This window comes from Streptomyces tanashiensis (assembly GCF_014648895.1).
GTDB lineage: Bacteria > Actinomycetota > Actinomycetes > Streptomycetales > Streptomycetaceae > Streptomyces > Streptomyces tanashiensis.
This window is the reverse complement of record NZ_BMRZ01000006.1, coordinates 92387-105909: the sequence shown is the minus strand read 5'-3', so window position 1 is coordinate 105909 and position 13523 is coordinate 92387. Positions and strand designations below refer to the sequence as shown.

Genomic DNA, 13523 nt, shown 5'->3' with positions numbered 1-13523 from the left:
GCCCCTACCATCGCGTAACTCTTGTTGCAGTGCCGCCCGTTCATCCCGACCAGGAGAGCCGATGACCCAGGACCCCGCAGCCCCAAAGAGCGGACAGAGCATCGACACCAGCAAGCCGCATCCCGCGCGGATGTACGACTGGTTCCTGGGCGGCAAGGACAACTACCCGGTCGACGAGGCGATGGCACGTCAGCTGCTCACCGTCGACGCCCGGGGCCGGGACATGGCCCGCGTCAACCGGGCCTTCATGCACCGCGCCATCCGCTGGCTCAGCGCCCACGGCGTCCGGCAGTACCTGGACGTCGGCACGGGCATCCCGACCGAGCCCAACCTGCACCAGATCGCGCAGGAGGCCGCGCCGGAGTCCCGCATTGTCTACTGCGACAACGACCCGATCGTGCTCGCGCACGCGGCCGCCCTGCTGCGCTCGACCCCGGAGGGGGCCACCGAGTACATCCAGGCGGACGCCCGCGAGCCCGAGGTCATCCTCGAAAGGGCCGGAAAGGTCCTTGATTTCGACCAGCCCATCGCCCTGTCGATGCTCGCCCTGCTGCACTTCGTGGGGGACGAGGACGGTGCGTACGAACTGGTCTCCAAGATCGTCGAGAAGCTCGCGCCGGGCAGCTATCTCGTCCTCTCCCATGTCACCGGGGACTTCGACCCCGAGGGCGCGGCGAAGGCGAGTGCCATGTACAGGGCGCGCGGGCTGACCCTGCGGCCCCGCTCGCGCGACGAGCTGGCCGCGTTCTTCGACGGCCTGGAGTTCGTCGAGCCCGGGGTCTCGCTCACCGCCGAGTGGCACCCGGAGCTGGGCGAGCCCGTCCCCGTCCAGGGCGACGACCCCATCCCGGGGTGGGCCGCGGTGGCCCGCAAGCCCTGACCCGCGAGGACCTCTGGAAGGAGGGGCCCGCTCGGCGACGCCGAGCGGGCCCCTTCCGCTTCTACGGCTTCACCAGCGTCACCAGGAAGCTCCCGGGCCGGCTGATGTTGCCGGCCGCGTCGATCGTCCGGTACTCGACGGTGTGCGTGCCGTAGTCCGGGGTCGCGTCGTCCCACGGCACCGCCCGGCTCCGGCCCAGCTTCCCGTACACGAGGTCGTCGATCACCGTGCCGCCCGGAGAGAAGCGGAACGGCGCGTCGGCGTCCGTCGGCCAGCCGTAGTACGTGTACCAGCCGTCGCCGTCGACCCGGAACTGGCCGACCACGGCACCGTCCCGGTCGTCCCGCGCGGTCAGCCGCATCGTGAACGCGCCGTCGTAGACGTACTCCACCGGGCGCCCGGGACGCCGTACCGTACGCAGCGGCTCGGAGAGTTCGTACGCTGCGGTGGCCGGGCGGGCGTCCACCGTCCAGCTCAGCTCCTCGTCCGTGCCCGCGAGACGGGCCGTGAGCGTGTGGGTGCCCGGCGCGATCCGCAGGGCGCCCAGGTCCAGGTCACGGTCGTCGCGGCCGTACGTCGAGACCGGCCGTCCGTCCAGAAGCCAGCGCACGGCGGGGGTGCCGTCCACCGCGTGGGTGGTGTCCGCGTGGACGACGCTGCGGGCGCCGACGGGCGACCCGGTCGGGGTGTGCCCGGTGAAGCCGGGAGTCTCCGGGCCCCGCACCGTGGTCAGCGAGGTGTCCACCGTCCAGGCGACGGTCCGGGTGAGCGCCGCCGAGGCGCGGACCGCCGGGTCGCGGACGAAGGGCGTCGGGTCCGTGACCGTGGCCGTCAGGGTGTGCGTCCCGGGGGAGACCCGCAGCCTCCGCAGGTCGACGGTGCGGGCGCCGCGGGTGTCGAGGCCGCGCCCGTCGAGCTTCCAGGTGACGGCGAGCGCGCCGCCCACCGGGTGCAGGGTGTCCACCCACACCGTGCGGTCCGCCCCGATCGGTGTCGTGTTCGGGGTGTGGTCCTGGACCAGGTTCACCTTCGAGGAGATCGCCCGGACCATCACCTCGCGCTCCACCTGGTCGAAGGCGTAGCCGAGGGTCTTCATGAGGGAGTGGCGGCTCGGGCGCCAGACGCCCTTCGTGCTGTACATGCCGCCCTCGTGGCGGCCGATGACCCCGCCGGACTCGCTCTTCTCGCCGAGCCAGCGCCACCACTTGGCCCGCTGCTCCCGCATCTGCGGCTCCGTCAGGAGCGTGTGGTGGACGGAGGAGGGTTCGGGGCCTTCGTAGGTCTCGCCCGGGACCCCGCGCGCGTAGTAGTCGTACTCGTCCTGGAGGCCGCCGAGCGAATGCCCTATCTCGTGGGGGGTGATGAGAGAGGAGAGCGCGTTGCCGCCGGAGGCCGTGGCGTAACTCCCGCCCGCGCCGCCGTAGGTGTCGCTGTGGGCGAGGGCGACGATCTGGCGGTTGGCGCGGCTGGTGCCGGGGACGAGGTCGGCGAGCGCGGCGGCCTTGCGGCTGTCGACGGTGAGGAGCCGCTGCACGCTGTCCGGATCGCAGCCGCCCCAGAAGCCCATGTCGAGCGCCGTGTCGCGGGCGGGGGCGGTGAGGCCCGGGTCGCAGTCGACGCCGGACTCCGCCGAGGGGACCTCCACGGCCCACACGTTGACGTACGAGCGGTAGGAGGCGAAGGGCTCGATGCTCCACAGGGTGTTCAGGTGCCGTTCCAGGTCGGCCCGGAACGCCGGCATCTCCGCCGCGGTGTAGCCGTCGCCCATGAACACCAGGTTGAACCGTCTGTCGGCGGGCCCGGTGGTCTGTACGGGAACGACGGCCGGCCCCTCACCGGACGTGGGTGTCCCGGCGGCCGCCGGCGTGGTTCCCACCAGGCCGGCGGCCAGCAGACAGACCGCGGCGAGGCGGGCCGCCGCACGTCGAACTCCCTTGCGCTGTGAGGTCATGGGGCGCGAGCCTAGGCCGCGCCCCCGACCTCGTAAAGGTGTTCGTCAGCCGTCCGTTCGTCGCCCGGCCACCTCAGCTTCGGAGCCAGGCAAGGCCCGGGTGCTCCGCCGTGTAGCCGTCCACCAGGCGCCGGGCCACCGCCACCGAGTCCACCAGCGGATGCAGCGCGAAGGCCTTGACGGCCGTCGCCCGTGAGCCGCTCTCCACCGCCGCGAGGACCTCGCGCTCGACCCCCTTCACGGCGGTCACCAGACCGACGGCGTGGTAGGGCAGCGGGGCCACCGACACCGGGTGGGCGCCGTTCGCGTCCACGAAGCACGGCACCTCGATCACCGCGTCCGCGTCGAGCACCGAGAGCGTCGTGCCGTTGCGCACGTTGAGGATCAGGGTGGTCCGCTCGTCCCGGGCGATCGCCCGCATGAGGGCGAGCGCGACCTTCTCGTAGCCGCCGGACTCCAGGTCCTCCTCGTCGCGTTCCCCGATCCCGGCGGCCTCCCGGTTGGCCGCCATGTAGGTGGCCTCCCGGTCGGCGAGCGTACGGTGCCAGGCGGCCAGCGCGGGGGTGTCGGGCTTGCCCATCTCCTCGTAGAAGGCGCCCTGCTGGTCGCGCAGGTACGCGCCGCGCGTCCGCTCGGCCGTCCGGTAGGCGTGGACCGCCTCCCGGTTGAAGTAGTAGTAGTGCAGGTACTCGTTGGGGATCGCGCCGAGCGAGCGCAGCCACTCCGGGCCGAAGAGCCGGCCCTCCTCGAAGGAGCCGAGCGCCTGCTCGTCGGCGAGCAGCCGCGGCAGCTCGTCCCGGCCGCCGACCCGCAGCCCGCGCAGCCAGCCCAGGTGGTTGAGGCCCACGTAGTCGATCCAGGCCTCGTCGGGGTTCGCGCCGAGGATGCGGGCGACCCGGCGGCCGAGGCCCACGGGCGAGTCGCAGATGCCGACGACCCGGTCGCCGAGCACCCGGGACATCGCCTCCGTGACGAGACCGGCCGGGTTGGTGAAGTTGATGACCCAGGCGTCCGGGGCGAGTTCGGCGATCCTCCGGGCGATGCGCAGCGCGACGGGCACGGTCCGCAGCCCGTACGCGATGCCGCCGGCGCCCACCGTCTCCTGGCCGAGCACGCCCTCGGCGAGCGCGATCCGCTCGTCGGCGGCCCGGCCCTCCAGGCCGCCGACCCGGATCGCGGAGAACACGAAGTCCGCCCCGCGCAGCGCCTCGTCCAGGTCCGCGGTCGCCGTCACCACCGGCGCGCCCCGTACCCCTTCCGCCTGGTCCGCGAGGACCCGCGCGATGGCCGAGAGCCGTCCCTCGTCGAGGTCGTACAGGGTGACGTGGGTGACCCGCCCCTCGGCGTGGTCGCCGAGGAGAGCGCCGTACACCAGCGGCACCCGGAATCCGCCGCCTCCGAGAATCGTCAGTTTCATGTGCGTACGCTACTCGGACGGGCCCTCTGAGCAGCGGGATTCCGGCGCTCCGTCCACGCGGGCGTCCACATGCCGGGCGTCCGCCCCTCGCGCGGGGTGGGGGAGAATGGCGTCATGTCCCGACGCAAGACCCGCCCCCGTACGTCCCCGGCCTCCCGTACGTCTCCGCGTGCCGCCGCCGCACCGGCCGTGACCGGGGCCTCGCCCTGCCCCTGCGGTCTCGACGCCGAGTACGGCGCGTGCTGCGGCCGGTTCCACTCGGGCGGCGGCACGGCGCCCACCGCCGAGCTCCTGATGCGCTCCCGCTACAGCGCCTTCGTCGTCCGCGACGAGGCGTATCTGCTGCGCACCTGGGCTCCGGAGACCCGGCCGGGCGAGGTCGAATTCGACCCGGGGATGCGCTGGGCCGGCCTGGAGATCGAGGAGACCGGCGAGGGCACCGCCTTCCACCGACACGGCACCGTCACCTTCACGGCCCGGTACGTCCACGGCGGCGAACCCGGCGCCCTGCACGAGCGGAGCCGCTTCGCCCGCCAAGAGGGCGCGTGGGTGTACGTGGACGGCGACTTCATCGAGTAGGGCGCCCGGCTTTCAGCGTCGGGGCGCACGCCTTCAATGGACAGGGCGCACGCCTTCATCCGACAGGGTGCACGCCTTCATCCGACAGGGCCGCACGCCTGCATCGGACACGGTGCACGCCTTCATCGGGCAGGGCGCACCTCAGCGCACGCTCGTGCCCGCGGTGACCCGTCCCCTCGGGAGGCCGCTCGCGAGGTCCTCGGCGACGATCTTCTTGGCGATGGCGTCCGTCGCCACGCGCAGCTCGGGGCCGCTGGGCCGGCCGCGTTCCTGTGCGACGACGTCGGAGAGCCAGTCGCCCCAGGCGTGCGTGATGACGTCGGCCTCGCGCTTGCCGGCCGTCGTGTGGGACAGCAGGTTGCCGTCGCGGGTGAGGAAGCCCTCGTCGACCATCCGGTCGAAGACCGGAAGCAGCACCTCGGGCGGCACCCGCCGGCCGGCCGAGATCAGGCCGAGGCTCGCGTGCCCGACGGTCCGCGTGAAGAGTTCGACCTGCATCACGGCCCAGGCGCCGGCCGTGTCGAGCCGGGTGTCGGACGCGGCGACGATCGTCCGCGCGGTCTCGTAGTCGGTGCGGCGCAGGATGCGGCCGACGGACAGTTCGAGGAGCTTCTCGGAGTCGCCGGACGTGGTGGGGGAGCCGAAGCCCTCGCCCATGTCGGGGGCTGCCGCGCGGGCCGAGTCGCGGAGCGTCACCTGCTTCAAGAAGAGGGCCACCACGAAGCCGACGGCGGCGACGGGCACGGTCCAGAGGAAGACGGTGTGGAGGGTGTCGGCGTAGGCCTGGACGATCGGCTCCGCCACCCGGTCGGGCAGTGCGTGCAGCCCGGCCGGGCTCTGCGCGGCCTGCGCCAGGCCGGCCGGGTCGATGCCGAGACTCCCGGCGACGGCGGCGGCCTCTCCGACGCCGGCCGCGAGGTTGGGCTTGAGGGAGTTGGCGTAGATCGTGCCGAAGACGGCGGTGCCGAAGGAGCTGCCGAGGGTGCGGAAGAAGGTGACGCCGGAGGTGGCGGTGCCGAGGTCGGCGTAGTCGACGGTGTTCTGCACGGCGATGGTGAGGACCTGCATGCACAGGCCGATGCCGGTGCCGAGGACGAACATGTACAGCGACTCCAGCCAGGTGCTGGTCTCCGGCCCCATGAGGGAGAGCAGGAAGAGGCCGACGCCCATCACGAGACTGCCGACGATCGGGAAGATCCGGTAGTGGCCGGTCTTGCTGACGACGTTGCCGCTGAAGATGGAGGCGATGAGCAGGCCGACGACCATGGGCAGGGTGCGGATGCCGGACATGGTCGCCGACTCCCCGTCGACGTACTGCAGATAGGTCGGCAGGAAGGTCATCGCGCCGAGCATGGCGAAGCCGACGACGAAGCTGAGCACGGAGCAGACCGTGAAGACGGGGTTCCCGAACAGCCGCATGGGCAGCATGGGTTCGGGCGCCCGGGTCTCCACCCAGCAGAACAGGGCCAGGGCGACGATACCGCCGACGAAGAGCCCGATGATGACGCCGGATCCCCAGGCGTACTCGTTGCCGCCCCAACTGGTCGCCAGGATCAGGGCGCTGGATCCGACGGCGACGAGCGCGATGCCCGCGTAGTCGATGACCGGCCGGCTCGCGGAGCGTACGGAGGGGATCGTGCGGGCGGCGGCGATGACGACCAGGATCGCGATGGGGACGTTGACGTAGAAGGCCCAGCGCCAGCTGAGGTGGTCGGTGAAGAGACCGCCGAGGAGCGGGCCGATGACGGTCGAGACACCGAACACGGCTCCGATCGCGCCCTGGTACTTACCGCGTTCGCGCAGCGGGATCACATCGGCGATGAGCGCCATCGAGGTGACCATCAGACCGCCGGCGCCGATGCCCTGGAGACCACGCCAGACGATCAGCAGCGTCATGTTGGTGGCGAGTCCGCAGAGGAACGAGCCGGTGATGAAGACGATCGCGGAGATCTGGAAGATCACCTTGCGGCCGAACAGGTCGCCGAACTTGCCGACGAGGACGGTCGCGACGGTCTCCGCGAGCAGGTACGAGGTGACCACCCACGACATGTGGGCGGCGCCGCCGAGGTCCGAGACGATCGTGGGCAGCGCGGTGCCGACGATCGTCTGGTCGAGGGCGGCGAGGAGGACGCCCAGCATGATCGTGCCGAAGACGATGTTGCGGCGGCGGCTGTCGAGCACGGGTGGCTCGGTGGCGGCCGAGGGCGCGGGCGCTGCGTCGCTGGTCGTGGTCACTCTCGCAGCGTCACATCGCCACCGCCCTCACGCATGCGGGGGACGGCCGAACCGGTGTACCCCGTCAGGGGGTGACGGGCAGTCGGGGGTGGTGCTTGGCGAGGATCTTGTTGGCCCGCGCGAGGGCGGCGAGCGAGTGCTCGCGGTCCGCCCGGTCCTCCGCGCAGAGCGGCCCCCGGAAGCGGTACACCTCGCGTGCCGCGCAGTCCGCGTCGACCTCGGCCTGGAGGACGTGCAGCGGCAGGCAGGCGCCGATCATCGCGGCCACGCTGTCGGGGATCGGGACGGGAACGAGGCGCGAGGGCGAGGTGATCACGGGTCAGTCCTAGTCGGTCCGGGGAGGGTACGGAAGGGTCTCCTCTCCATACGTACCGGATCGCCGTGCGGGTTCCGGTACGGCGATGTCCCGGGCGGGCAACGACGGAGCGCGCCCTCGAAGGCGTGCGCGGGCCCCCGGGGCGCGGACCGTGCGCGGGCGCCGGCCGCGGCCGGACGCGTTCCCGCAGGTACGGGGGCGGGTGGCCGGCGCCGCATTGCGCACCGTCCTTGCGTTTCGCTCGGGAGTTCGTCGAACGTGCTGTCGGAGCGGGGTGCCAGGGGCGGGTCTTCCGTTCGCGGAATGTGTGGCATCTCACGTTGCGGTCGGGCGGCTCCCGGGCCGTCTCCCGCGGCTAGGTGAGGATCTCGGCCAGGTCGTACGAGACGGGCTCGTCCAGCTGTCCGTAGCCGCAGGACTCCGGCGTCCGGTCCGGGCGCCACCGCTTGAACTGGGCGGTGTGGCGGAAGCGGTCGCCCTCCATGTGGTCGTATCCGACCTCGCACACGCGCTCCGGCCGCAGCGCCACCCACGACAGGTCCTTCTTGCCCGACCAGCGGCTCGGGGCACCCGGCAGCCTGGCGCCCTCGTGCGCCGCCTCGTCCGTCCACGCCGCCCACGGGTGACCGTCCGGGGGATCCATCCGGAGCGGCTCCAGCTCCTCGACGAGCTCCGCGCGGCGGACGGCGGTGAAGGCCGCGCACACCCCGACGTGCTGGAGGACGCCCCCGTCGTCGTACAGGCCGAGCAGCAGCGAGCCGACCACCGGCCCGCTCTTGTGGAAGCGGTATCCGGCCACGACGACGTCGGCCGTCCGCTCGTGCTTGATCTTGTACATGAGGCGGGCGTCCGGCCGGTACGGCAGGTCGAGCGGCTTGGCGATCACCCCGTCGAGGCCGGCGCCCTCGTACTGCTCGAACCAGCGGGCGGCGAGCTCGGGGTCCCGGGTCGCGGGCGCGAGGTGGACCGGCGCGTCGACCCCGTCGAGGATCCGCTCCAGGGCCGCCCGGCGCTCGCTCAGCGGGGTGTCGAGCAGCGAGTCGTCCCCGAGGGCGAGCACGTCGAAGGCGATGAACCGGGCCGGGGTGGTCCCGGCCAGCATCCGGACCCGGGAGTCGGCCGGATGGATCCGCTCGGAGAGCCGGTCGAAGTCGAGCCGCCCGGCGTGCTCGATCACGATCTCCCCGTCGACGACGCAGCGCTCCGGCAGCCGGGCCGCGAGCGCCTCGACCAGCTCGGGGAAGTAGCGGGTGAGCGGCTTGCCCGTACGGCTGCCGATGACGAGCTCCGGCCCGTCCCGGTGCACGATCGCGCGGAAGCCGTCCCACTTCGCCTCGTACTGCATGCCGGGCGGGATCCGCTTCACGGCCTTGGCGAGCATCGGTTTCACGGGCGGCATCACCGGAAGATCCATGGGGTGATTGTCCGGTATGCGCGAGGTGTCGGCGAGCCCTAGGCTGACCGGCATGGCAGGCAAGGCGGCAGCGGTGGAACTGGAAGTCGGCGACCGGACCGTACGGGTCTCCAACCCCGACAAGGTCTACTTCCCCGAACCCGGCTACACCAAGATGGACATGGTCCAGTACTACCTGGCCGTGGGCGACGGCGTCACGCGCGCCCTGCGGAACCGGCCCACCACCCTGGAGCGCTACCCCGACGGGGTGACCGGCGAGTCCTTCTTCCAGAAGCGCGCCCCGAAGTACCTGCCCGACTGGATCCCCACGGCCCACATCACCTTCCCCAGCGGCCGGTCGGCCGACGAGATGTGTCCCACCGAGCCGGCGGCCGTGCTCTGGGCGGCCAACCTCGGCGCGGTCACCTTCCACCCCTGGCCGGTACGCCGGGACGACACCGATCATCCCGACGAACTGCGCATCGACCTCGACCCGCAGCCCGGCACGGACTACGCCGACGCCGTCCGCGCCGCCCACGAGCTGCGCGCGGTCCTCGACGAGCACGGGCTGCGCGGCTGGCCGAAGACCTCGGGCGGCCGAGGCCTCCATGTCTTCGTGCCGATCGTCCCCGAGTGGACGTTCACGCAGGTCAGACGGGCGGCGATCGCCTGTGGCCGGGAGCTGGAGCGGCGGATGCCGGACCGGGTCACCATCAAGTGGTGGAAGGAGGAGCGCGGCGAGCGGATCTTCGTCGACTACAACCAGACGGCCCGGGACCGCACCATCGCCTCCGCCTACTCCGTACGCCCCCGCCCGCACGCCCCCGTCTCGGCGCCGCTGCGCTGGGAGGAGATCGACGACGCCGTGCCGCGGGATTTCGACATCAGGACGATGCCCGCCCGGTACGCGCAGGCCGGCGACGTCCACGCGGACATGGACGACGAGCGGTTCAGCCTGGAGTCGCTGCTCGAACTGGCCCGGCGCGACGAGGCGGAGCACGGCCTCGGTGACCTTCCGTATCCGCCGGAGTACCCCAAGATGCCGGGCGAGCCGAAGAGGGTGCAGCCGAGCCGGGCGAAGAAGGAGCCCGAAGAGGGGTAGGGGCCGAGGGCCGGGGCGCCTCCGGGTGGGCGTCACCGGCCCTCGATCGTCACCCTAAAACAACACGAACGGTCGTGCTAGCATTTTTCCGTACCCAGGACGACCGAGGAGATCCGGCATGTACCCGATGGCTCCGCTCATCCGCACCGCCCTGAACACCGCCGCGCGCGTCGCCCCGGGCCCGGCCGGCCGGTGGGCCTTCCGGCTCTTCGTCCGCCCGCTCGGCAGAGCGAAGGTGAAACCCGGAGAACGGACGCTCCTCGCCGCCGCCCGTACCGGCACCCTCCACGTCCGGGGCCAGGAGGTCGTCACGTACGCCTGGGGCGACGGCCGGCGGCCCGTCCTGCTCGTCCACGGCTGGTCCTCCCGCGCCTCACGGCTCGGCGCCTTCGCCGAGGAGCTCCTCGCGCGCGGGTACAGTCCGGTCGCCTTCGACGCACCCGGCCACGGCGATTCCTCGGGCAAGGCGAGCAACATCGCCGAATACCGGGAGATCATCCGGGAGTTGCACGCCCGGCACGGCGACTTCGAGGCCGTCGTCGCCCACTCCTTCGGCGTCCTCGCCTCCCTCTTCGCCCTCCGCGACGGCGTCCGCACGGCCCGCTTCGTGGGCCTCGGCGGCGTCGGCTCCTTCACCATGCTCCTGGAGGGCTTCCGGGCCGGACTCCGTCTGGACGAGCGGGTGGTGCGGGCCATGCGCGGGTACGTCGAGCGGCGCCTCGTCCCGGGCGAGCCGGGCGTCTGGGACCGCTTCGGCGCCGACCACGCGCCGGACGAACTCGGTGCGCCCGTCCTGCTGTTCCACGACGAGGGCGACGACATGGTGCCCCTGGCCCAGGCGCGGTTCCTCGCCCGGGCCCACGGAGACAGGGCCCGGCTCGTCGTCACCCGGGGCCTCGGCCACCGCCGCATCCTCACGGATCCGGACGTCGTGGCCGAGGCGGTGGCGTTCGCGACCGCCGGCTCCGACGCGGAACCGGCGGTCAGGGCACGCGACGGAGTCAGTTCAACGGCGTGGTGATCGCCGCCGAGTTGTTGCCGGACCGGGGATCCGGGGTCGAGCCGGTCGCGGAGGCCCCGTTCGTGACGGCCCCCGTCGAGCGGACCATCACCTTGAGCGTGAGGGTGGCCGTCCCGCCGTTGGCCAGACTGCCGAAGTGGCAGGTCACGGTGTCCGTACTGCCCGCCGGCGGGGTGTCGCACGTGCCGGTGGACGGCGTGGCCGTGGTGAAGCGGACGTTCGCCGGGAGGTTGTCGGTGAGGACCACGTCCTCCGCCGCCGTCGGGCCCTGGTTCCTCACCCGGATGGTGTAGGTGAGGGTCCCCCCGTTGGCCACCGGCTCGGGGCTGGCCGCGATCGAGGCGGCCAGGTCGGCGAGCGGCCGGGTCACGGCGATGCTGTGCGTGTTGCCGGCCGAGAGCGAGGTGACGCCCTCGAGGTACTGGAGGCAGGGCGAGGTCTGGCCGAGGGCGCAGACCCGGATGGGCGTGTGGCGGTCGGTCCTGGTCCCGTCACCGAGCTGCCCCTGGTCGTTGGCGCCCCAGGCCCGGACGGAGCCGTCGGACCGCAGCGCGAGGCTGTGCAGGCCGTTCGGGCCTCCGGCGACGGCGGTGACGCCCGTCAGGACGCCCGCGCAGCCGCCGGGGGCGCACACCTGGACAGGGACGGATCTGTTGAAGGTGTCCCCGACGCCGAGCTGGCCGTCGGCGTTGTACCCCCAGGCGACGGCGGTGCCGTCGCTGCGGGCCGCCAGGCTGTGGTAGGCACCGGCCCCCACGGACCTCACCCCCGAGAGGAAGGCACCGCAGGGCGCGACCTGCCCGATCGCGCAGACCTGTACGGGGTTCGTGGCCAACGCGCCGCTGCCGTCGCCCAGAGCCTCTCCCGAGCCCCAGGTGAAGGCGGAGCCGTCGCTCCGCGACGCGACGCTGTGGGTGGTGCCGGCCGCGATGGAGACCACGTCGGACAGGCTCCCGACCGCCACGGGGGAGATGCGGAAGTCGGTGGTGCCGTCGCCGAGCTGGCCGGTGTCGTTGAGGCCCCAGGAGCGGACGTGGCCGTCCGACAGCAGCGCGAGGCTGTGCTGGTAACCGCCCGCGATGCTGGTGACATTGCTCAGGTACGACGTGCACGGGGCGGTCCCACCCACGGCGCAGACCCGGACCGGCGTCGTCTCGTGGTTGACCGCGCTGCCCTCGCCGAGCTGGCCGAAGCCGTTGTTGCCCCAGGACACGACGGTCCCGTCGGTGAGCAGCGCGAGGCTGTGGACGTCGCCGGCCGCGACGGCGACGACGCCCTTCAGGAAGGACGCGCACGGCGCGGTCTCGCCGACGGCGCACACCTTGACGGGCGTGGTGCGGGCGGTGTTCGTGCCGTCGCCGAGCTGGCCGCTGAGGTTGGCGCCCCAGGCGACGACGGAACCGTCCTCGAGGAGGGCGATGCTGTGGTCGTCACCGCCCGCGACCTGCACGGCCTTGCCGAGCGGCGTGGTGCAGATCGCGTTCCCGCAGGCCCGCCCGGGGACGCTGCTCGACCCGGCGGTGCTGCCGTCGCCGAGCTGACCGCCCGCGTTGTTCCCCCAGGTGAGGGCGGTGCCCGGCGGAGCCGTACGGATGTCCCGTGCCACCGCGCCGTCGGCGTGCGCGGGGGACGGGGCGGACAGGCCGAGGCCGGGCAGCAGCAGGGCGGTGGCCAGGGCGGCGGCCGTCCCGAGCGTTCTTCGCAGGGCGGGTCTGCGGCGGGTGCCCGGCGGGGCGTCCGAGTCGGACATACGCGCTCCTCTCACGGGCCGGACCGGACCGGGGGCGGGTTGCCGACGATTCCGTCCGACGCGCTCACCCTGCGGCGGCGCCCGGGCGTGCGCGCGGGCGACACCCCGCCCTCACTCGATCGGCGAGAGCGCCGTAACCGGGCGGGTGGCCCGGGATGCGGGGAGCACGGGGGCGTGAGAGGAAGGAGCCTTGGACGCGTGCGGGTCAGGCCGGATCGGCAAGGGCTTCGCGGCCCTTGTCGGTGACCGAGGAGAGCAGGCGGGCCGTGATGCCCCGCTCGGCGCGGGCGTACGAGCCGGGGTCGCCGAACAGCACCGACCGGGCGTTGGCCGCCTCCATGAGGGCGATCACCTCGAAGGCCAGCTGCTCCACGTCCAGGTCCTCGGCGAACTCCCCGACGGCACGCGCCTCGGTCAGGGCCCCCTCCACGTACGTGGTCCAGTCGCGGCGGGTTCCGGCGACGGCGTCGTGGACCGGGCCCGTGCGGGCGTCGAACTCGGCCGAGACCGCGTAGAAGAAGCAGCCGCCCGCGAAGACCCGCTCCGAGGAGTACGCGAGCCAGTTCCGGCACAGTTCGCGCACCCGCCGCGCGCCGGGCGGAAGCTCCTTGAGCGGGGTGACGACGCGGTCGGCGAAGACGGCGACGGCGGCCCTGACGGTGGCGAGCTGGAGCTCCTCCTTGGAGCCGAAGAGGGCGAAGACACCGCTCTTGCTCAGCTCCAGCTCGGTCGCGATCCGCCCCAGGGACAAGCCCTCGAGCCCCTCGACCGAGGCGATGTCCATCGTCCGGCCCAGGACGAGACGCCGGGTCTGGTTGCCCCGCTCGACGCGTCCGTCCGTCTTGGTGCCGGTGCCGCTTCCGGTGCTGCCGCTCATGC

The 13523-nt window shown here is 72.7% G+C and carries 11 protein-coding genes; 4 read left to right on the top strand and 7 right to left on the bottom strand.

The features are described 5' to 3' along the window. The first annotated feature begins 61 nt into the window (after positions 1–61). Positions 62–880, top strand: coding sequence for an SAM-dependent methyltransferase (locus tag IE237_RS20320; protein ID WP_189803466.1), 819 nt, complete (start codon positions 62–64; stop codon positions 878–880). Between the two features lie 61 nt (positions 881–941). Here the strand turns inward: IE237_RS20320 and IE237_RS20315 are convergent, their stop codons facing one another. Further along, complete coding sequence (locus tag IE237_RS20315) at positions 942–2831, bottom strand: M64 family metallopeptidase (protein ID WP_189803465.1); 1890 nt, start codon at positions 2829–2831, stop codon at positions 942–944. Between the two features lie 73 nt (positions 2832–2904). Beyond that, the gene (locus tag IE237_RS20310) at positions 2905–4248 is read right to left on the bottom strand and encodes a 6-phospho-beta-glucosidase (RefSeq protein WP_189803464.1); all 1344 of its coding nucleotides are present in this window, start codon (positions 4246–4248) and stop codon (positions 2905–2907) included. 114 nt (positions 4249–4362) lie between these two features. Between IE237_RS20310 and IE237_RS20305 the strand changes: the two genes are divergently transcribed. Further along, positions 4363–4827, top strand: coding sequence for a YchJ family protein (locus tag IE237_RS20305; RefSeq protein ID WP_189803463.1), 465 nt, complete (start codon positions 4363–4365; stop codon positions 4825–4827). 141 nt (positions 4828–4968) lie between these two features. On the opposite strand, the gene IE237_RS20300 is transcribed toward IE237_RS20305, so the two are convergent. The 3 genes from IE237_RS20300 to IE237_RS20290 form a co-directional block, all read right to left on the bottom strand. Beyond that, the gene (locus IE237_RS20300; RefSeq protein WP_189803462.1) at positions 4969–7062 is read right to left on the bottom strand and encodes an MDR family MFS transporter; all 2094 of its coding nucleotides are present in this window, start codon (positions 7060–7062) and stop codon (positions 4969–4971) included. A 64-nt stretch (positions 7063–7126) separates the two neighbouring features. Further along, positions 7127–7321, bottom strand: a complete 195-nt coding sequence (locus tag IE237_RS20295; protein WP_370468236.1) for a hypothetical protein — start codon at positions 7319–7321, stop codon at positions 7127–7129. A 412-nt stretch (positions 7322–7733) separates the two neighbouring features. Further along, positions 7734–8792: an ATP-dependent DNA ligase gene (locus IE237_RS20290; protein WP_189803461.1), complete on the bottom strand. Its 1059-nt coding sequence runs from the start codon at positions 8790–8792 to the stop codon at positions 7734–7736. A gap of 52 nt (positions 8793–8844) precedes the next feature. Between IE237_RS20290 and ligD the strand changes: the two genes are divergently transcribed. Together ligD and IE237_RS20280 are read left to right on the top strand one after the other, a co-directional pair. After that, on the top strand, positions 8845–9873 hold the full coding sequence (ligD, locus tag IE237_RS20285) for a non-homologous end-joining DNA ligase (protein ID WP_189803460.1): 1029 nt from the start codon (positions 8845–8847) through the stop codon (positions 9871–9873). Positions 9874–9991: 118 nt separating this feature from the next. Next, positions 9992–10894 carry an alpha/beta fold hydrolase gene (locus IE237_RS20280; protein ID WP_189803459.1) on the top strand — a complete coding sequence of 301 codons (903 nt, stop codon included), beginning with the start codon at positions 9992–9994 and terminating at the stop codon, positions 10892–10894. Here the strand turns inward: IE237_RS20280 and IE237_RS20275 are convergent. Together IE237_RS20275 and IE237_RS20270 are read right to left on the bottom strand one after the other, a co-directional pair. Beyond that, on the bottom strand, positions 10875–12644 hold the full coding sequence (locus IE237_RS20275) for an RCC1 domain-containing protein (RefSeq protein ID WP_189803458.1): 1770 nt from the start codon (positions 12642–12644) through the stop codon (positions 10875–10877). The two genes, IE237_RS20280 and IE237_RS20275, sit on opposite strands and share 20 nt — an antisense overlap. A 205-nt stretch (positions 12645–12849) precedes the next feature. Next, positions 12850–13521: a TetR/AcrR family transcriptional regulator gene (locus IE237_RS20270; RefSeq protein WP_189803457.1), complete on the bottom strand. Its 672-nt coding sequence runs from the start codon at positions 13519–13521 to the stop codon at positions 12850–12852. Positions 13522–13523: the final 2 nt, after the last annotated feature.